This window comes from Pseudoalteromonas prydzensis, assembly GCF_011050055.1.
Lineage (GTDB): Bacteria > Pseudomonadota > Gammaproteobacteria > Enterobacterales > Alteromonadaceae > Pseudoalteromonas > Pseudoalteromonas prydzensis_A.
Window position 1 is genome coordinate 1 of sequence record NZ_DRGM01000134.1, and the last position, 19566, is coordinate 19566.

At 41.5% G+C, this 19566-nt stretch carries 16 protein-coding genes; 14 read left to right on the forward strand and 2 right to left on the reverse strand.

The window, feature by feature from the left end; translation table 11 throughout:
- Positions 1-290: 290 nt before the first annotated feature.
- The 11 genes from ENH88_RS13010 (at position 291) to ENH88_RS13060 (ending at position 11916) form a co-directional block, all read left to right on the forward strand.
- Positions 291-599: a hypothetical protein gene (locus ENH88_RS13010; protein ID WP_304182719.1), complete on the forward strand. Its 309-nt coding sequence runs from the start codon at positions 291-293 to the stop codon at positions 597-599.
- 130 nt (positions 600-729) lie between these two features.
- Entirely contained in the window at positions 730-1080 is a 351-nt protein-coding gene (locus ENH88_RS13015) for a hypothetical protein (protein WP_304182720.1), read from the forward strand.
- Between the two features lie 216 nt (positions 1081-1296).
- A complete protein-coding gene (locus ENH88_RS13020; protein WP_304182722.1) occupies positions 1297-1581 on the forward strand; it encodes a hypothetical protein in 285 nt (94 codons plus the stop codon).
- Positions 1582-1716: 135 nt separating this feature from the next.
- Positions 1717-2046, forward strand: coding sequence for a hypothetical protein (locus ENH88_RS13025; protein WP_304182723.1), 330 nt, complete (start codon positions 1717-1719; stop codon positions 2044-2046).
- Positions 2047-2208: 162 nt separating this feature from the next.
- Positions 2209-2472, forward strand: a complete 264-nt coding sequence (locus tag ENH88_RS13030) for a CBU_0592 family membrane protein (RefSeq protein ID WP_064665100.1) — start codon at positions 2209-2211, stop codon at positions 2470-2472.
- A 119-nt stretch (positions 2473-2591) separates the two neighbouring features.
- Positions 2592-4568 carry a TonB-dependent receptor plug domain-containing protein gene (locus ENH88_RS13035; protein ID WP_304182724.1) on the forward strand — a complete coding sequence of 659 codons (1977 nt, stop codon included), beginning with the start codon at positions 2592-2594 and terminating at the stop codon, positions 4566-4568.
- Between the two features lie 36 nt (positions 4569-4604).
- Positions 4605-6341, forward strand: coding sequence for a sensor histidine kinase (locus tag ENH88_RS13040; protein ID WP_304182725.1), 1737 nt, complete (start codon positions 4605-4607; stop codon positions 6339-6341).
- Positions 6338-7705, forward strand: coding sequence for a sigma-54-dependent transcriptional regulator (locus tag ENH88_RS13045; RefSeq protein WP_304182726.1), 1368 nt, complete (start codon positions 6338-6340; stop codon positions 7703-7705). Before ENH88_RS13040 ends, ENH88_RS13045 begins: the two co-directional genes overlap by 4 nt.
- A gap of 187 nt (positions 7706-7892) precedes the next feature.
- Entirely contained in the window at positions 7893-8855 is a 963-nt protein-coding gene (locus ENH88_RS13050; protein ID WP_304182727.1) for a porin, read from the forward strand.
- 11 nt (positions 8856-8866) lie between these two features.
- Positions 8867-10342 carry an SLC13 family permease gene (locus ENH88_RS13055; RefSeq protein ID WP_304182728.1) on the forward strand — a complete coding sequence of 492 codons (1476 nt, stop codon included), beginning with the start codon at positions 8867-8869 and terminating at the stop codon, positions 10340-10342.
- 143 nt (positions 10343-10485) lie between these two features.
- A complete protein-coding gene (locus ENH88_RS13060; protein ID WP_304182729.1) occupies positions 10486-11916 on the forward strand; it encodes a coniferyl aldehyde dehydrogenase in 1431 nt (476 codons plus the stop codon).
- A gap of 31 nt (positions 11917-11947) precedes the next feature.
- Here ENH88_RS13060 and ENH88_RS13065 read toward each other — a convergent pair whose 3' ends face one another.
- Complete coding sequence (locus tag ENH88_RS13065) at positions 11948-12673, reverse strand: tetratricopeptide repeat protein (protein ID WP_304182730.1); 726 nt, start codon at positions 12671-12673, stop codon at positions 11948-11950.
- 570 nt (positions 12674-13243) lie between these two features.
- Here ENH88_RS13065 and ENH88_RS13070 point away from each other — a divergent pair.
- Positions 13244-14110 carry a DUF6279 family lipoprotein gene (locus ENH88_RS13070; RefSeq protein ID WP_304182732.1) on the forward strand — a complete coding sequence of 289 codons (867 nt, stop codon included), beginning with the start codon at positions 13244-13246 and terminating at the stop codon, positions 14108-14110.
- 115 nt (positions 14111-14225) lie between these two features.
- On the opposite strand, the gene ENH88_RS13075 is transcribed toward ENH88_RS13070, so the two are convergent.
- Complete coding sequence (locus ENH88_RS13075) at positions 14226-15173, reverse strand: LysR family transcriptional regulator (protein ID WP_304182733.1); 948 nt, start codon at positions 15171-15173, stop codon at positions 14226-14228.
- A gap of 118 nt (positions 15174-15291) precedes the next feature.
- On the opposite strand from ENH88_RS13075, the gene ENH88_RS13080 reads away from it, so the two are divergent.
- Both ENH88_RS13080 and ENH88_RS13085 read left to right on the forward strand, forming a co-directional pair.
- Positions 15292-16458, forward strand: coding sequence for an efflux RND transporter periplasmic adaptor subunit (locus ENH88_RS13080; RefSeq protein ID WP_304182734.1), 1167 nt, complete (start codon positions 15292-15294; stop codon positions 16456-16458).
- 8 nt (positions 16459-16466) lie between these two features.
- Positions 16467-19566 (forward strand): efflux RND transporter permease subunit (locus ENH88_RS13085; RefSeq protein WP_304182736.1); only part of this gene is annotated, 3100 nt, incomplete at its 3' end.

Sequence of the window (19566 nt, forward strand, 5' to 3'; positions counted from 1 at the left end):
ATTCATTATAAAAATATGTTTTCAGCTTTATTAACAGCTTATGCCACTAAAGCTGAAGTTAGACTCGCATTGAAAGGGTGTAGTGAAGGTGGCAAAAATGGTTACCCTGTTATTTCACAAGTATGGATTCAATGATGGAATACATAAGCTCCATGAATAGGGCAGGCCTTGCTTCTTGCCTTTTATGTTATAAGGTTTATTTTTAAAGTGATATTAAATTAAATGAAGATAATGCATTTATTTTTCCAAAGGAATACCTATATCAACACACTTAAAAAAGGAATTATTGAATGAAATATTTAATTACTTTTCTAATATTAACAGCACCAAATTATGCTTTAGCAGATTGGCATCATGGAAAGTTAGGTATTATCGCCTTTGGTTATGATGGTAAAACAATTTCAATTGGGCAGCAGGGCTCTACGAAAACAGATTGTACTTGTTATCCTGCTTGGCCAAACAGGTATTGCCTTGATAATAGCCGTGATACATTTGATAAAGAATATGCTTTCTTGTTATCAGTGAAAGCTAGAGATAAATCAGTTTCAATAAATATCGATGAGAAAACGTGTAAAATTGTTGCTATGTATGAAGGCTAGAATAATTTAACTTCAAAGATTGACTAGCGTCTGAGGTTTTATACTTTTGGAAGCGGTATTTATTTTTACCAAAAATAGGCTAACTAAAAACTAATGCCGAGCAATTAGTGATTATTAATAAGGAAATAAAATGAAAAGTGTGATTCATAAACTTTTATCTATATTTATATTATTAGCTTTAGGGCTAACACCTTTGTTTTCTTCAGCTACTAGCTGGGCTAATGCATATGGTCAAATAAATAGCATAGAATTATGGGTAAATGGTAGTGACACTTACGGAGTATGGGTGACACTTAAGGCTGGTTCAAGCACGCCAAGTGATTGTGGTTTAAATTATTTTTTACCACATAACGGTACAAATAAGGAGCTGGTTTATAGTAGTTTACTTACTGCGAAAGTATCTAACGGTTATGTAACAATTCAAACTGATCAAAGTAAAAATGCATCAGGCCTTTGTCGGATACACAAAGTTAAAATTTAATGTGGGTATTTATATGAATTGTTGTATTTATAGATAGTCATCTGTACTACTCAAAGGCTAAATAAGCCTAATAAAAGTAATATATTAAAAAACAATTAAAGTTTAATAGCTATATTTGGGTGAAATCGAAAAATTCAGATTGTAATTATTAGGAAATTTAGGACAAGATATGAAATGGTTTTTGGGCGTAATTTTTTTATGAGTTTTATGAGTTTTATGAGTGCTGCATCAGAGCCAATTAGTTCAGGGATGATTAAAAACCTTAGCTATAGAGGTGATTGGGTAATGTTAAAAATAGTAGATGAAAATGATTTGAATCACTGTGAGCCATGTCCGACTGATCTAGCTGCTTTTGGTAAAGGCGCTTGTTGGATAAGTAAAAACAATAATGCACAACTAAGTATGATGCTTTCTGCTCAAGCTCAACAAAAAGATATTCATAGCAGAGTTATTGATTTGACGAGTAATTGTAAAATATATCAAATGACCATTGTAGATTGATCAATATTGTTGACTGTAATTTAGTTTTTCACTAACTAAATTACAAAATGCTGAAAGCTAATGGATTGATCGGCTGGGAAGTAATCTATCTCGATCATAGAACAATATATTTTTAAAAAATATCAAAGGTAAAAAATGAAAAGCTTACTATTTTTCAGTCTTATGCTTTTAGCAGTAAAAATTTCAGCTGCAGAGACTTGGCATACTTCAAAAGTAGATAGGATCTACCCGGTAGCAAGTGGAGGGTTTATACTTACATTTCAAGTCGATAATTCTACTTGTAATATTGGAAGCCCGACTAAATATTACTCGGTATCGGAAGGTAAAAATGGCGTTACTCAAGCTGCGATTGCTAACTTTTTGTCGGTTGCACTTGTTGCTGGCTCATCAGATAAAGAGCTGACTATCAGTTTTGATAACGAAAGTACCACTTGCGACATTAATCGGCTATTTATCAAGTTTTGATTTCCTAAAAGTAGCATTCAAATTTAATAGCGGACATTTATCCTGTGGCAATTTTCCTACTCTGCTAAACTTACTCGGTTTGCTGTTTCAATGATTGAAAACAACCCTCCCCATGGATTGGGCCAGTTTATTGGGTATGATTAAAAAGGATAGGGGACACCCGTGATTGCACTTTTATTTGATATTGTTGGTATGACTGGTACGTTTTTAGTGGTTGGCGCGTTTTTTATGCTGCAACTGGGTAAGGCCACACCAACAGGGCTTTTATATAATATGATGAATTTATCTGGCGCTATTTTGTTACTTATAAGTCTTTGTTATAACTTTAATTTAGCAAGTTTTGTGATCGAAATATTTTGGATTGCTGCCTCGTTGATAGGTTTATATAAATATTTAAAAGCGAAGCAAACCACAGCGACAGCCTAGATTTATAAAATTAATAGAGAAAAATTCTCGCGCCGTGTCACATTTGTATTTATATTGTAAATACTACGTTATTTTAAATGTAGCTATTCTAATAAGAAATATAGGTGTAAAACGGCGTAATGACTTTAAAGCAAACTGCGTGTCTTTTTTTGTGTATTTACACAGCCCCCATATTGGCAACGGAAGCGGATGATTTATTTACACTGAGCTTTGAAGATTTACTAGAAGTTCACGTTGATATCGCTTCAAAAACCCCAGAAACTCTCGCCTCAGCCCCTTCAACAATCACCGTATTCAATCGTAAAAAAATAGCTTTGCTTGGCGTTAATAATGCGTTTGAACTGATGAATTTTGTCCCTGGCATGCAATCTACTCGTGGTGATTGGGTTGGCGCGGTGCCAAAAGATCATGCTCGCGGTGTGTACCTTGATAGCGGCAATATCTTAGTGATGATCAATGGTGAACGTTTGAATGAATCTTCATTTGGCAAAGCATCCGTTTATATGCCTTTTATACCGGTTGAGATTATCGATAAAGTTGAATTTATTCGTGGCCCTGGCTCTGCGCTCTATGGCAGTAATGCGTTTTTAGGGGTGATGAACATAGTGACTAAAAGCCAAAATAATGAAATGTCGGTGGCTGTGGGCAATGTTGGTCAAGTAGGCGCTGCATTTTCGCTTAGTCAGCAAGTTAATCAGCAAACTCATCTGTTTGCTAATGGTGCTTACAACAGCAAAAACGGGGAGCGTTATTCGCAAGGCGTTAGAGATCCACTGCGATCCAGTTATTTGGAAGCAGGGCTAAATATCGATAAGTTTGCTGTGAGAGGGCGCCACAATCAAGTTGAGTTGAATGATTTTTTAAACCTTGGTGGCTACTCTGAGGATAACCAGCATCGCAGTGAAAATACTTTTATCTCAGTAGGCTATGATTGGATTGATACTGATACAAGTACGTTTTCTGCAAAAGTTGCCTACACTCACCATCAAATACAAAGTGCGGGATTAATCGCTGCAGCTGATAACCTGCCGCTGGCAAATTATGACTTTTTTGTTGGCCCTGCTTGGCATACCAGTGACTTAACGATTAATTTGGATGCCAGCCATCAATTTGGCAATGGCTGGTTATTTAATTCGGGGCTGGAATATAACCATGCAGAGCAACAAAAAGCGGATGTGCGGAGTAATTATTTTGATGTAAACAGCGGTGAAATTATTGTTGAGGATCCGTTTTATCAAGGAAGTATTGTTACAATCAGTAATTATGCGCCATTTCAGAGTTTGCAAGCGACCTTTGAAACCCGCAGTATTTATGGGCAAATCAAAGTGCCTTACTCCGAGCAATTTTCGCTATTTTTAGGGGCACGTTTTGATGACGTTAAAGACTTAGATAGTAACTTATCACCCCGTATTGCGGCGATTTACAAACCTGTTGAAGCGCATACTTTAAAATTACAATATGGCGAATCATTTCGCACGCCGGTAACGAATGAATTGTATTCTAACGATGACGTGACAATAGGTAACCCAAATTTAACCTCTGAATACGTTAAAACCACCGAGCTGGTGTGGCGTTATGAACGGCAAGATTGGCATGTTAATTCGGTATTTTTTTATAACCAATTACACGACTTTATCAATATCGCGCCCATATCCGCAGACAATACTCAATTTACTTTTGCAAACCAGTTAGATGATACCAACCGCGGGGTTGAGCTCGATAGTATGTTGCGATTGAATGACTATTTTTCATTGGAAGCGACCTATACCCAGTATTTTGATACACCCATGAAGCCCACTTTCAAACGCTTTGCCAGTGTTATAGCAAACTATGAATATGAACAATGGATGTTGAGCGTTAATGGTGTGTGGCGTGACGAGGTGAATGTGCAAACCAGCACGGATCGCTTTAAGCAACCAGCATATTTGTTGCTAGGAGCCGTCGTTAGCTGGCAATTCTCAGCGCGAAGTCAGCTCAGCTTCAAAGCCCATAACATTTTAGATAAGCACTACAGTGTGTACGATCCAAGAGTCGCAGATGGCGCTGTTGCTGGTGTCGGCGGTGAATACTCGGTACACTATCAAATCAAATTTTAAATTAGTGAGGCGTAGCAATGCGTCTCTTGGTTGATCATGCTGCGTTTTCCTCGAAAAATATTACTGGCTGTTGCCATTTTAATCGTGCTGTTATTGTTTAGTTTTTTATTTGGTCGACACTATGATTTAACACAAGCACAACAGCTAGCACAGCGCCAAGTTAAGAAATTAACTCATTACCTTGATACTGAACTTGCTCGCTTTGCTGCTATTCCCCATTTAGTGACTGATAACCAATTACTCACTGAGTTCATTAGCGATAAAAAGCAAGCTGTGCAACCGATTAATAATTACTTGGCCGATATACAACGCGCCAGTGGCGCGTCAGATGTTTATGTACTCAACCGCGCAGGGGATGTTGTTGCCTCTAGCAACTGGCAGTTGGATTATAGCTATATTGGCAATAACTTTGCATTTCGGCCGTATTTTTATCAAGCCTTGGCAGGTGAGAAAGTCGCGTATTTTGCTTTGGGGTTACGCTCAAACGAGCGGGGCATTTATTTTTCAGAGCCAGTTTATCATGATAATGACGTAATTGGTGTGGTGGTATTAAAAGTGAATGTGTCGAAATTTGAGAGCGATCGCCAATTACTCAATACCTCACTGGCAAGCCATTTTTATTTAAGCTTAGCCGATAATGTAATTGCCATATCAGACATTAAATCATGGCGCTTAAATACAATACAGCCCATTAATGATGCCAAACAGCAATACTTTACTACCAGCCGCCGCTACTTAGGTTATATGCCTAAAGTGATAGATGCACAGCAAACCAATAGTCAGGGCATTCCTTTATTGCATATAAATGCAGCCGACAAACGTAGTCGATATGTGCCCGCAACCGCTGCGATCAATCGCCTTGAAGCGCAAATGACAGTGTTGGTGGATATTTCGTCAGTGAATATTGAGCAATTCCCTCGGCTGGTTTGGATAGCCGTTATTTATGCTGGGGCTTTAATGGTTTTTTATAGCTTGATGGCCCGCTTTGCGGGTTACAAAAAGCTGCTCTATTCACGCCATAGTCTTGAGCAAGAAGTGATCGAACGCACTCACGCACTCGAAAAAGCGCAAACGGCTTTATTGCAATCCGCAAAACTGGCAACCATAGGTCAGTTGAGTGCCGGTATTAATCATGAGATTAACCAACCCTTGAGTGCCATGAGTACCTATTTAGTCAGTGCAAAACGCTTAATTGCCAAAGGCGATATTACACAAGCGGCTGAAAATATTGTTATTGTGCAATCGTTGATCGAACGGGTACATAAAATTGTTGGTCAATTAAAACACTTTAGTAAGCCCGCGCAAACACAGCTGCGAGAGCAAAGTCTTGCACAGTTATTAAAAAATGCCATGGTGATCGCCTCTGCCCAGCTCAAGCACGACGATGTTATTGTTAAACACGCTGAGATTGCTGACACAATAAAAGTGTGGGTGGATGGGGTTAAGTTTGAGCAAGTATTAGTCAACGTGATCACCAATGCCAGTCATGCCATGGCGCACAGCCCTAAACGTGAATTAAGCTTTGAAATCGAGCAATTCGATGGCCGTGTCAAACTGTCTATTTTAGATACCGGCCCAGGCATCGAGCAGCACGCGCTAGGCACAATTTTTGAGCCTTTTTACAGTACTAAGTCAACCAATGGCCTTGGTTTAGGGTTATCTATTTCTAAGCAAATTATTAATTCATTTAATGGCTGTTTAACTGCGCATAACCGCCCTCATGGTGGGGCGCAATTTATTATTACCTTAGCAAATACCAAAGGAGCGTTATGAATACCTTAGCAATTGACTGTAAACAGGTTATTGTCATTGACGATGAAGCAATGATCCGCGATTCACTTAACCAATTGCTGACGTTAGAAGGGTATCAAGTACAGTGCTTTAATGAACCTGTCAGCGCGCTTTCAAAACTCAATCGTCGCTTTAACGGGGTGGTACTCAGTGATATTAATATGCCAAAAATGGATGGGCTGGCTTTTTTAGAGCAAGTTCAAGCATTTGATAGTGAATTACCGGTGATCTTCCTCACTGGATTTGCTGATGTATCGGTGGCTGTTAAAGCAATGCAATTAGGGGCTTACGACTTATTTGAAAAGCCTCTTACTGAGCAGTTATTAGATTGCATCGCCAGAGCGTGTGAAAAGCGCGCTTTAGTGATGGAAAACCGTGCTTTAAAACTAGCAGTAGAAAAAACCTCAGCCCCAGGCGTGCGGATCTTAGGGGAAACCGTGCAAATGCAACAAATGATGCATTTGCTCAATGCAGTGATCGACACTCCCGCCGATGTTATGATTGAAGGTGAAACTGGCACCGGTAAAGAGTTAGTGGCACGTTTTTTACATGATCAGAGCTGCCGCTCAAACAGTAACTTTGTGGCAATTAACTGCGCCGCTGTGCCTGAGCAACTAATTGAAAGCGAACTGTTTGGCGCAGCAAGTGGGGCATACACAGGGGCAACACAAAGTCGCCAAGGTAAGTTTGAGTTTGCCCAAGGGGGCACGGTGTTTTTAGATGAAATAGAAAGCACGCCAGCCTCATTACAGGTTAAATTATTGCGGGTGTTAGAAGAGCGCAAAGTCACTCCTGTGGGGGCGAATAACGCTATTGATTTAGATATTCGGATCGTCGCGGCAACCAAAGTTGATTTATTGGCATTAGTTGAACAAGGCGATTTTCGTGCTGACTTATATTATCGCCTCAACTTGGTCAAAGTAAGCATTCCTGCACTGCGTGATAGAAAAGCCGATATTCCATTGTTATTCAAACATTTTAGCTCTATTGCGGCAACGCGCTTTCACAAACCACCGGCGCCATTAAGCAGCGATATATTACAGCGGTTATTAAGTTATCAGTGGCCAGGTAATGTTAGAGAATTAAGAAACCAAGCAGAGCGCGCGGTGTTATTAGGGGCTGAATTAGCATTTACTAATCCCAGTCAAAGTAATACGAATGAATTATCGCAGGACTTAAGCTTGGCGGAAAAAGTAAGCTTTTATGAGCAGTCTTTAATAGAAGAAGCGCTTGAGCGTCATCAAGGTAGTATTAGAGATACCATGAATACCTTACAAATAGCGCGTAAAACGTTGTATGACAAAATGAGTAAATATGCGCTTAACCGCGATATGTTTACTGATTAGCATGGGTGGGAACAGTGACAAAGGCGGGTTTAAAGTGTGTGGATTTCCGCACACTTTATTGCAAATATAATTTGCATTGAAAATTAAGTTGTTGAATATATTTGTTTTAAATTATTTAAAAGCAATTGGCAGTAAACTTGCCTTTATTAGCGGGAACAACAAATGATCCTAATAATAAGGGCACACAATGATAATAATAGACAAAAAACTAACCCCTGTTTTTGTAGCCACGAGCCTTGCAGTTGCTTGCCTTGGACAAAGTGTTCATGCCGCAGAGTATGACATTTATGGTAAAGCAGAAGTGCAAATAGCGAATACTGACAACGGCACAATGCGCTATGCTAAAAAAGGAACGCAAATCGATGCACCTTTTTCTCGTATTGGTGTGAAAGGGCAACATGCACTGACTGATTCGTTAAAAGCGGTCTTTAAATACGAAGTGCAAGTAAAAGGCTTTGAGCACGATAATACAGATGAGCCATTTAGCGCCCGTAATACTTATTTAGGTTTAGCGGGGGATTTTGGTGAAGTGGTGGTTGGTCGAAACGATACACGCTTTAAGTATTCAGAAGGTAAAGTTGATAACTTCAATGAAACCCAAGCCGATATTGCGCAATTACTACCCGGCCAAGACCGCCTAGGTGATACCATAACGTATAGTTCAAAATCATTTGCGGGTGCTCAGCTATCACTGACCTATGCATTGCAGGATGACAGTGCCAATAATGAAGCAGGCTATGCCGCTACGTTAATTTATGGTGACCGTGGTTTAAAAAATAAAAATTATTACGTGGCGATCAGCCATATTGACTCACTCAATAATATCAACGCCAGTCGTATTGTTGGCGCGTGGCAGAAAAATAAGCTACAACTAGGCGCTATTTACCAGCACAGTGAGTCAGTAGATGGCACTAAATCAGGAAATGGCTATGTGTTGAGCGCCAGTTATAGCATTGATAAATGGCAGCCAAAACTGCAGTTTGCCAGTGATGACTCAACTATTCGTCAAAGTACTAAGGGCAGCCAGTGGACTGCAGGTGTGGATTATTTATTTGATAAACAAACCACCGCGTACTTATTCTATACCGACTTAGATTTGCAACAGCAAACGGATAGTAGCTTAGCCCTTGGCTTAAAGTATAAATTTTAAAGGGGTTGAATATGAGCACACAAATTATAGACAATAAATCTGACAAAAACCCTAAGATGCAGATGTTGCTGCTGTTATTGGGCCCCGCGGTGATGTTACTTACGTGTTTAATAGATCCACCTACCGGCATGAGTACTGCAGCACTGCGTACTGCTGGATTAGCGTTTTGGATGGCATCGTGGTGGGTGAGTGAAGTGGTACCAATTCCAGCTACTGCATTATTACCTTTGGTGTTTTCGCCATTGGCTGATATTGCCGCGATAAAAAGTGTCGCAGCACCGTATGCGCACCCATTAATATTCTTGTTTTTAGGTGGTTTTTTAATTTCCATCGCAATGGAGCGTTGGGGCTTACATAAACGTATTGCACTGCGCACTATGCTGTACGCAGGCTCAAAACCGAGTTTGCAAATTTTGGCGATGATGCTAGTAACTGCATTTTTATCGATGTGGATGTCAAACACCGCAACGGCAGTGATGATGCTACCTATTGCTATGTCTATTACCCATTTAGTACAAAAATCTAACCCAGAGAATAACGGCTTTGGTAAAGCATTATTACTTTCTATTGCCTATGGTGCCAGCATTGGTGGTATTGCTACTTTGATTGGCACACCACCAAATGCCCTAATGGCTGCTTATTTGTCTGATAGTTATCAAATCGAAATTGGCTTTGCGCAATGGATGATAGTGGGGGTGCCATTGTCACTGACGATGTTGATCATCTGTTGGCTGTGGCTGACTAAGTTTGCTTATAAAGTGGACGAACAAGCTGAAAGCACAGAAAAAGTGGATACCAAATCACTGTTTGGCTCGCAGTTAAAAGAGTTGGGTATTATGCAACGCGCGGAAAAAGGCGTGCTGTGGGTGTTCTTATTCGCTGCAATTTGTTGGATCTTTAGACCACTGCTCGCTGATTTTACGGGATTGAAAATATCAGATACCGGTATTGCCATTGCCGCCGCGTTATTACTATTCGTACTACCGGCCAATAAAGGCAGTGACGAGCGTATTCTTGATTGGCAAAGCGCTGCTGGTGTGCCTTGGGGCGTATTATTATTGTTTGGCGGTGGTTTAACGCTTGCTGCACAAATTAAGTCATCGGGCTTGGCTGAGTACATTGCGCATATGATTGAAGGCGCCAGTGCTATTCCATTGCTACTGAGCGTACTGGCGATTGCTACGTTAATTACTTTTTTAACTGAGATCACCAGTAACACGGCAACCGCTGCTGGGTTTTTACCACTACTTGGCCCTGTTGCTGAGTCGGTCACAGGTTCGCCATTGGTTTGGGTTATTCCCGCTGCGATTGCGTGTAGCTGTGCATTTATGATGCCTGTTGCAACCCCACCCAATGCGATTGTATTTGGCTCTGGGCAAATTCAGATACGCGATATGATCAAAGCCGGTTTTGTACTCAACTTAATAGCCATAGTGTTGATCACCTTGGTAACAATGACCTTGGCTGCCGCGGTATTTGGTTTCTAACTAAACTGCTATAAATTACCCAACCGGAGCGCTATTCGTTTGTTGATAGCGCTCTTTATACCCAAGCCACCTCAATAATGAGGTATCTTGCCCCTTTTAAAAAACACAGTTATAGTGACTGAATCTTTACTTTGTTTATGAGTATGCTTTTGTCTGACCCTGTTACAGCCTCCAACACAGAGTTAAAAGCGCAGTTTGATGAAATGCAGCAGCATTTTAATGAACAGCCTTATTTAGCAATATCAAAGCGGATCCAGTTATTAAAATCCCTAAAACGAACGCTCTTGGCTTTAGAAGCTGAACTTGTCGCTGCAAGCTCGAAAGATTTTGGCTTTCGTACTGCTTTTGATACCGTGCTGGGTGATATTTTACCTACCAGCAAAACTATCAGTCACACAATTGCACACTTACCGAAGTGGGCCAAAGAGTCGCCCCGTAAAGCGGGAATGAGTTTAGCTCCCTCGAAAGTCGCTGTAAGCTATCAACCCAAAGGAGTTGTCGGGGTAATTTCGCCGTGGAATTATCCAATTCAGCTAGCGATAGTACCAGTGATCACCGCGATTGCCGCAGGTAATCGAGTATTATTAAAAGTCAGTGAGTTTACTCCGCACACCAATCAAGTACTCAAAAAACTATTTATTGGCGAGCTTAGCGAACATTGCGCGGTGATCGAAGGTGAAGCGCAATTAAGTCAACAGTTTAGCTGTTTGCCATTTGCACACTTATTTTTTACCGGCTCGACAGCTGTCGGTCGCCATATTATGGCCGCAGCCAGTAAAAACCTGACACCTGTAACGCTTGAATTAGGTGGCAAATCGCCAGTTATTATTACTGAGCAAGTAGATATAGATAAGGCGGCGAAAGCCATTTTATTTGGTAAAATGACTAACGCAGGGCAAATTTGTGTCGCACCAGATTATGTTTTAGTGCCTGACAAGTTACAACATCAATTAGTGAAAAGCCTGTGTGGCCTATATAAAAAGCATTATAAATTAGGCGTTGAGGGTAAAAACTTAACGTCAGTTATCAATGCTCATCACTTTCAACGCTTAATTGATTTATTAGCCGATGCGCAGCAACAGGGCGCACAAATAATTAAGCCTTTAGATGAAAATCAAAGTGATGCGTATAAACATCGGTTAGGCTTACATATTGTCACGGATGTAAATGACAACATGAAGTTGATGCAAGAAGAGCTGTTTGGGCCAATTCTCGCCATCGTGACTTATCAACAACTCAGCCAAGCTATTGATTATATAAATCAGCGCCCCCAGCCATTAGCCTTGTATATAATGGGGCAAAATAAACAAACCAATGCGCATATTCAACGCCACACTCAAAGTGGCACACTTGCAGTTAATGATACATTAATGCAGGTGACGGCTGATGATGCGCCATTTGGTGGCTTAGGTCCCTCAGGGATGGGGAATTATCATGGCAGAGAGGGCTTTTTAACTTTTAGCCATGCGCGTAATACTTTAAAAACCGGTGGTTTTAACCCTAAGCTAGGCTTGTTACTGTCGCAGAATAAACTGTTAATGAAAATATTAAAATGGTTGTACTTACGCCCATAAGGGCGCTAAGTACAGGCTGTGAAGCTGATAATTAAAACATTCTGTCTTCACCAGCATAGAGACCAGCTAGAATTTTTTCATACAAGGCATCGGCTTTTTCTTTGGCTTCTGCAATTTGCGCAGGCATTAGTTTGCGTTCATCCAACTTGCGGCTATGGCTTGCGTCTAAATTGCCGTTGTATTCAGCAACAGTGTTCCATATATATGACTTTTCGATGTTTTTTTCGACCCCATGACCTTCAAAATACATTAGCGCCATATTAAATTGTGCCAATGTATAGTTATTGCCAGCGGCTTTTTCATACCATCTTATGGCTTCTTTATAATCTTGCGCAACACCATCGCCGTTGGCATACATCACACCTAAGTTAAACTGTGCCGCAGGCATGTTTTTCTCGGCTGCTTGTTTAAATAGGGTTACTGACATTTGTTTATCAAGTTTTACGCCTTTACCTTCTTGATAAAGCACAGCTAATGCAAACATTGAGTCAACGTGCTGTTTATTAACGCCTTGTTGGTAAAGTTCAGCGGCTTTATGATAGTCGCGCGTTACCCCATGACCCCCTTCATAGAGTTGGCCAAGTTCATATATGCCAGGTGCATAGCCTTTATCTGCAAGATAACGAAACTCTTTAAGTGCGTCTTCAAACTGTCCTTCGTTGGCTGCGCGGATCCCTTCTTCAAGCCCCGCATGAGCAATTCCACTGATGCTAAGTGCACCGACCATCAACAATACATTTAATTTAGGCTGCCACATGACAATACCTCCAATCAGTTTGTTACTGTTTAATTTTAGTTCTTACAACCGCAATTGCCCAGCTTCACACTATAAATGATAAAGAATGCATATAAGATACAGATATTACAGAAAATTTAAAGGAATAAAAAAAGCCCCAGAGGGGCTTTTTGGATTCATATCAACCGTCACCGATATGAGCAATGTAGCAAGTAAATGTGATCTTAAAGTTTTATTACTTGGGTCGAGTAAGTAAAAATACCGGAGCGTCACTATCTCCATCAACACGTTAATATACCCAAGCCACCTCAAGAAACGCTGAATTTGGCTTGGTTATAAAGGTCCAGCATCCTTACTGGCAATCTTCCCTAGGGCACTGAGGTCGGTACGTTGCCATTCATACAATAAGCGAAAGCTTAAAGTGTTGGGTTATTCCGTGTTGATGCGAACGATTATTACTTTGATCTAATTGTATGTCAACAGTTAAATGATAATTATTTCTATTTATTTAATTTTATTTTAACTACTTCATTTACAGCGACCATTAAGTTGATTAACGTAGTGTTATAAAAAATCGTAAGAAAAATAAAAATGTCTATAATAAACATGATTTTGAAATGTAGAGTAGCGGTGATTGCAGTACTGTTAATAGCCTTATCTGGCTGTTCTGCTACGTTTACCTACAATAATATAGGCTGGCTATCGGCATTTTGGATTGATGATTACGTCGATTTATCTAAACAACAAAATAAGCAAGCGAAAGCATTAATTAAACAAAGCCGAGACTGGCACCGGAAAACTCAGTTGCCATTGTATCGGCAGGATTTATTGTCATTACAAGAACTGTTAACAGAGAACCCTTCAGAGCAAGCATTACTGGCGCATTTTCAAAGTGCTAAAGCACATTGGCAATCGTTAGTGTGGTACGTTAAAGATGACTTGATAACACTTGCTTTGAGTTTATCAGAACAACAGCGGCAAGAGTTTGTTGACGCTATAGCAAAAGATATGGCGGACGATGTTGATGAGTTTAATCAACAAACAGCCTCTGAGCGTGTACAAGAGCGCCTTGAACGTCAGTTAGATACCTATAAAGACTGGCTTGGACCTCTTAATGATCAGCAAGTGTCTTTGATCACACAAGCCAATAGTGAATTCCAGAGTACCTTTTTGTTATGGCAGGCTTATAAGCAAACGCGACTGGATAAACTTACACAGGTGTTTTTTGATGCTCAGCTGAGCCGCGATGAGTTTATCAGCCAATTATCAGCGGTGATCACTCAGCGTGAAGCGTTTATGAGTGATGAGCTAATCCGTTTAGATGCCGATAATTCAAAGCGCTATGTTCAGCTTTTAATTAATTTACGGGCTACTCTAACGGCAAAACAGCTTAAGCATGCCAACGCTGAATTTGCTGCTATGCTAAAAGACATTGATCAATTAATTGACGATGACTAAGACTAAATAGCGTTTGTACGCTTTATTGTTTTTATACTTTTCACTGTGCATGCACGCAAAATTCAACCAAGGCACATCGATGCCGAAGTGGGAGGAGAGTATCACACCAGGTTTCTTAACCACCTTGATACATTTGCGCAAACTCTGGGATATTACTTTCCCAAAGTGGCGTGTCTTTGCCTAGATGTTCACGCATTGCATCAAAGAATAACCGTGTTCTTACCGGTAAATCACGATGCGGATATACGGCGTACATGGCGCTGTATTCTTGCAGCTTGATGTCGGTTAACAAAGGCACTAATCGACCTTGTTTGATTTCATCGCCAATAATAAATGCCGGTGCGAGTACGTAAGTGGTGCCGGAAAGGGTTTTATCGAGCAGTACTTCAGCGTCATTGGCTCTAAACACACTTTTAATTTTTTGCTCTTGCGGTAATCCGTATTGATCCACGTAGCGAATACCTTCAACGCGTAACGAGGTGCTTGAATAACTGGCTGCGGGTAAATCAGCTAAATCTTCTATTTTTGTTGGCAATCCATAGGTTTGAATGAACTCTGGAGCGGCCAAAATCAACAATCTATTGCGGGCAATTTTGCGCGCGATCAGTGATGAATCTTTGGGTTCACCAACACGAAAAGCTAAATCAAACCCTTCAGACACCAAATCAACCAGTTTATCGTCAAGTCGTAATTCAACTTCTACTTGCGGGAAGCGTTTTTGAAAGTCATTAATAACGGGCTGTAGATAACGCCTGCCGATAATGGTTGATGAGGTTATTTTTAATACCCCGCGCGGCTCTTGGTGATAATTTTCGGCTAAACGAACGGTTTCGCCGAGTAATTGCCGTAATTCACTGGCTTTTTTTACCATCTCGGCACCAGCGGCGGTCAGCGAAAATGAGCGGGTGGTGCGGTTCAGTAAACGTACCCCTAAATCATCTTCGAGACGACTTATTTGTTTTGAGATCACTGAGCGATCAATATTGCGGGTTTCTGCTGCCTTGGCAAATGAGCCTCGCTCAACCACTTCTAACAACATTAATAAACGACTCGTGGTATCCATTAATTACTCACCAAAATCTAATTGATGCCATATTGGCATTAATGAATTTAAAAATCTACGGTTTTTGTCCGCATGTTTGTTCCGTACCATGAAAAAATACACCAACAGGAGCGTCGTCATGAACAAACACTTAATAGCCATTGCAGTTTTAGGGGCATCACTTGCCCTTGCCGGCTGTGCTGAAGAGCCAGCCCAACAAAGTAGCCAACAACATCTTCAACCAATTGATGTTGCTTCGGTGATCATCAAGCCCGTGCAAAACTGGCATACCTACACCACGCGTTTAGAAGCGCCAGAAGAAGTCTCCCTTATGCCACGTGTGGCTGGGGTTATTGAGCATATTGCCTTTAATGAAGGCGATACCGTAAAGCAAGGCGATTTACTGTTTAAACTGGATCCACGCCCATATGCGGCTGTGGTAGCGAGTTTAGAAGCACAGGTTGTCAGCGCAGAGGCTGCATTATCGCAAGCGCAAAGTGAAGCAAAAAGAGCGGTGCGATTAACGCAGCGCAAAGCGATTTCAACAGAGCAAGCAGAATCACGTACTTCAATGTTACACCAACGTGAAGCACAACTTGCGGCCTTAAAAGCGCAGCTTATCGCTGCCAATTTAGATTTAGAATTTACTGATATCCGCTCACCGATTGATGGGGTGATCTCCCGTGCCAACATTACCAAAGGCAATAACGTGCTGGCAGGACAAAGTGTGTTGACTTCCATTGTCTCAAATCAAACCATGTATGCTTACTTTGACGTTGATGAGCGCACTTGGAATAGCGCATTTGAAGAAGTAACAGCGGCGGATCGTCAACAAGTGGTGATGCAGAAAGTCGGTCAACGTGCATTTGCGCACACCGGATATATCGATTTTATTGATAACCAAATTAATGCAGCAACAGGCACGCTACGTGTCCGCGCACGATTTGATGAAAATACGGCATTACGTGCGGGCTCTTTTGCGCGGATCAAATTAGCGGCAAATGATATTACAGAGCAAGTTATTGTGCCTGATAAAGCCATTGGTACTGATTTGAAAAACCGCTTTGTGCTGACTGTCGGCGCAGGCAATGTGCTTGAATATAAACTTGTTACAACCGGTGAGCGCTATGGCAGTTTTCGCGCTATTACATCTGGTTTAAAAGCGGGTGATGTCATTGCCGTCAATGGTCCTGCGCGCGTAGGCCCAGGTATGCCAATAGCACCGAATACCGTTACTTTAGACACCGAAGGTGTGGCTTTTACATTATCGCCAACAGCGCAGCACACGCTAATGGCTAAGAAGTAGGACGAATAATGAAATTTTCACACTTTTTTATTCAACGACCGATATTTGCAGCCATGCTGTCATTGGTGATTTTAATTGCCGGTGCTATATCGTTGTTTCAATTGCCTGTCAGTGAGTACCCTGAAGTTGTACCGCCGACCGTTGTGGTCACGGCGAATTACCCAGGTGCAAACCCGACAGTGATCGCGCAAACGGTGGCAACCCCATTAGAGCAAGAGATCAACGGGGCAGAAAACATGTTGTATATGTTTTCGCAAGCGACCAGCGATGGACGTATGACACTGACGGTCACATTTGCACTGGGAACGGATCTAGATCGTGCCCAAGTACAAGTGCAAAACCGTGTTAATAGTGCTTTGCCGCGTTTACCGCAAGAAGTACAGCGTTTAGGTGTAGTTGCTGAAAAGTCATCACCCGATTTAACCATGGTCGTGCATTTATTTTCACCTGAAAAAACCCACGATACCGCGTATTTATCAAACTATGCTGATCTGTATATTAAAGACCAAATTGCACGTTTGAGTGGGGTGGGAGATGTGCAGTTATTTGGCGGTGGCCAATATTCAATGCGCGTGTGGCTCAATCCTGATGCCTTAGCAGCGCGAGAGTTAACTGCGATGGATGTAGTAACTGCGCTACGTGCACAAAACCAGCAAGTTGCAGCGGGTAGTTTAGGCGCACAGCCAACATCAACAGATAGCCAATTTCAAGTATTGCTGAATGTAAAAGGGCGTTTAAACAGTGTTGAAGAATTTCAGCAAGTGATCATTAAAGTCGGTGAGCAAGGGCAATTAACGCGTTTAAGTGATATTGCCCGTGTTGAACTTGGCCAAAATACTTACTCGCTAAGAGCTGAGCTTGATAATCAACCAGCACTTGCGATGCCGATATTCCAACGTCCTGGCTCTAATGCGATTGAGCTTTCAGATCAAGTACGCGAAACCATGGTACGTTTATCGAAAGATTTTCCAAGTGGGGTTGAGTACGACATAGTTTATGATCCAACCGTGTTTGTACGTGGTTCAATTGATGCCGTAATTACCACTTTACTCGAAGCGATTGCGTTGGTTGTGATTGTGGTGGTGCTGTTTTTACAAACCTGGCGAGCGTCGATTATTCCGTTAATTGCGGTGCCTGTGTCACTGATTGGTACTTTTGCGGTGATGCAATGGTTAGGAGTATCGATCAATACGCTGTCGTTATTTGGTTTAGTACTGGCCATTGGTATTGTGGTTGATGACGCCATTGTGGTGGTTGAAAACGTGGAGCGAAATATTGAACAAGGTTTATCGCCACTGGAAGCAACCCGTGTCGCGATGACTGAAGTGACAGGACCCATCATCGCGATTGCGTTAGTACTGTGCGCGGTGTTTATTCCAACTGCATTTATTACCGGTCTTTCTGGGCAATTTTATAAACAGTTTGCGTTAACGATTACTATTTCTACGGTTATTTCAGCATTTAACTCATTAACCTTGTCACCTGCGTTATCGGCACTGTTATTAAAAAGTCATGATGCTAAACCAGATGCACTGACACGTTTACTGAATCGTTTATTTGGTCGTTGGTTATTTGCGCCTTTTAACCGAGTGTTTGACCGAGGTGCCAAAGGTTATCAAAAACTGGTGCAAAAATTAATGCGCATGACCGCCATAGTGATGGTTGCTTATGTGGTATTACTTGGCGGCACAATTAAATTATTTGATACTGTGCCAGGTGGCTTTATTCCGGCACAAGATAAGCAATACTTAGTGGCTATTGCCCAGTTGCCTGATGCGGCGAGTTTAGATCGTACCCAAGATGTAATTAGCCAAATGCAAGAAATTGCACTACAGGTGCCAGGTGTTGCGAATACCGTTGCTTTTCCAGGCTTATCAGTCAATGGTTTTACTAATAGTCCTAATAGCGGCATTGTATTTACAACGCTGGAAGCATTTAGTGAACGTAGTGATCCAAGTATGTCAGCGATGGCGATTGCAGCGCAATTAAATCAACGCTTTAGTGCGATTGATGAAGCATTTGTTGCGGTCTTCCCACCGCCGCCAATTCAAGGTTTAGGCACCACGGGTGGGTTTAAACTACAACTAGAAGACCGTGGTAATAAAGGCTTTGAAACGCTATTTAACAGCTTACAAACGGTGATCGGTAAAGCACAGCAAGATCCCGCGTTAATGGGACTCTATTCAAGCTTTAGAATTCAAGTCCCGCAAATGGATATTGATATTGACCGTGAACAAGCGCTTATTCAAGGTATTCCTCTGGATGAAGTATTTAATGCGCTGCAAGTCTATTTAGGCTCTATGTACGTCAATGATTTCAATTTATTTGGTCGTACTTACCAAGTAAATGCGCAAGCTGATGCGGACTATCGCCTTGATCCTGAGCAAATATTGAATCTAAAAGTTCGTAATAGTCGCGGCAATATGGTGCCACTGGGATCAGTATTAACGGCCACACCCAGCACCGGCCCTGATCGTGTTATGCATTACAATGGCTATCCAAGTGCAGAGCTTAATGGTAGCCCTGCGCCTGGCTACAGTTCAGATCAAGCACAGCAGGCAATCGAGCTGATCTTGGCTGATAACTTACCAAGCGGTATTGAATATGAATGGACCGAAGTGACGTTCCAGCAAATTCTTGCCGGTAATACCATGGTGTACGTGTTCCCATTGGTGGTGTTATTGGTATTTATGGTATTGGCTGCGCAATATGAAAGCTTACGTTTACCACTGGCGATTATTTTAATCGTACCAATGACTATATTCTCCGCCTTAATGGGAGTATGGCTGGTCGGTTCAGACAATAACATTTTTACCCAAATCGCCTTAATTGTATTGGTGGCACTGGCATCTAAAAATGCCATATTGATGGTGGAATTTGCACGGGATAAAAATAACCACGGACTGAGTCATTTTGATGCCATTTTAGAAGCATGTCGGATGCGTTTACGTCCTATCCTAATGACTTCAATTGCGTTTACCGCGGGTGTTATTCCATTGGTATTAGCAACCGGTGCAGGGGCTGAAATGCGCCATGCCACGGGCAAGTGCACTTTTCAGCTGCAACTGACTAGTATGCAAATCATGATTATTAGCGCGAGCACTCATC

What these genes read in the sequence shown, in the direction of transcription:
- ENH88_RS13010 (WP_304182719.1), top strand. Translation starts at nt 291, where the DNA reads ATGAAATATTTAATTACTTTTCTAATATTAACAGCACCAAATTATGCT.
- ENH88_RS13015 (WP_304182720.1), top strand. Translation starts at nt 730, where the DNA reads ATGAAAAGTGTGATTCATAAACTTTTATCTATATTTATATTATTAGCT.
- ENH88_RS13020 (WP_304182722.1), top strand. Translation starts at nt 1,297, where the DNA reads ATGAGTGCTGCATCAGAGCCAATTAGTTCAGGGATGATTAAAAACCTT.
- ENH88_RS13025 (WP_304182723.1), top strand. Translation starts at nt 1,717, where the DNA reads ATGAAAAGCTTACTATTTTTCAGTCTTATGCTTTTAGCAGTAAAAATT.
- ENH88_RS13035 (WP_304182724.1), top strand. Translation starts at nt 2,592, where the DNA reads ATGACTTTAAAGCAAACTGCGTGTCTTTTTTTGTGTATTTACACAGCC.
- ENH88_RS13040 (WP_304182725.1), top strand. Translation starts at nt 4,605, where the DNA reads ATGCTGCGTTTTCCTCGAAAAATATTACTGGCTGTTGCCATTTTAATC.
- ENH88_RS13045 (WP_304182726.1), top strand. Translation starts at nt 6,338, where the DNA reads ATGAATACCTTAGCAATTGACTGTAAACAGGTTATTGTCATTGACGAT.
- ENH88_RS13050 (WP_304182727.1), top strand. Translation starts at nt 7,893, where the DNA reads ATGATAATAATAGACAAAAAACTAACCCCTGTTTTTGTAGCCACGAGC.
- ENH88_RS13055 (WP_304182728.1), top strand. Translation starts at nt 8,867, where the DNA reads ATGAGCACACAAATTATAGACAATAAATCTGACAAAAACCCTAAGATG.
- ENH88_RS13060 (WP_304182729.1), top strand. Translation starts at nt 10,486, where the DNA reads ATGCTTTTGTCTGACCCTGTTACAGCCTCCAACACAGAGTTAAAAGCG.
- ENH88_RS13065 (WP_304182730.1), bottom strand. Translation starts at nt 12,673, where the DNA reads ATGTGGCAGCCTAAATTAAATGTATTGTTGATGGTCGGTGCACTTAGC.
- ENH88_RS13070 (WP_304182732.1), top strand. Translation starts at nt 13,244, where the DNA reads ATGTCTATAATAAACATGATTTTGAAATGTAGAGTAGCGGTGATTGCA.
- ENH88_RS13075 (WP_304182733.1), bottom strand. Translation starts at nt 15,173, where the DNA reads ATGGATACCACGAGTCGTTTATTAATGTTGTTAGAAGTGGTTGAGCGA.
- ENH88_RS13080 (WP_304182734.1), top strand. Translation starts at nt 15,292, where the DNA reads ATGAACAAACACTTAATAGCCATTGCAGTTTTAGGGGCATCACTTGCC.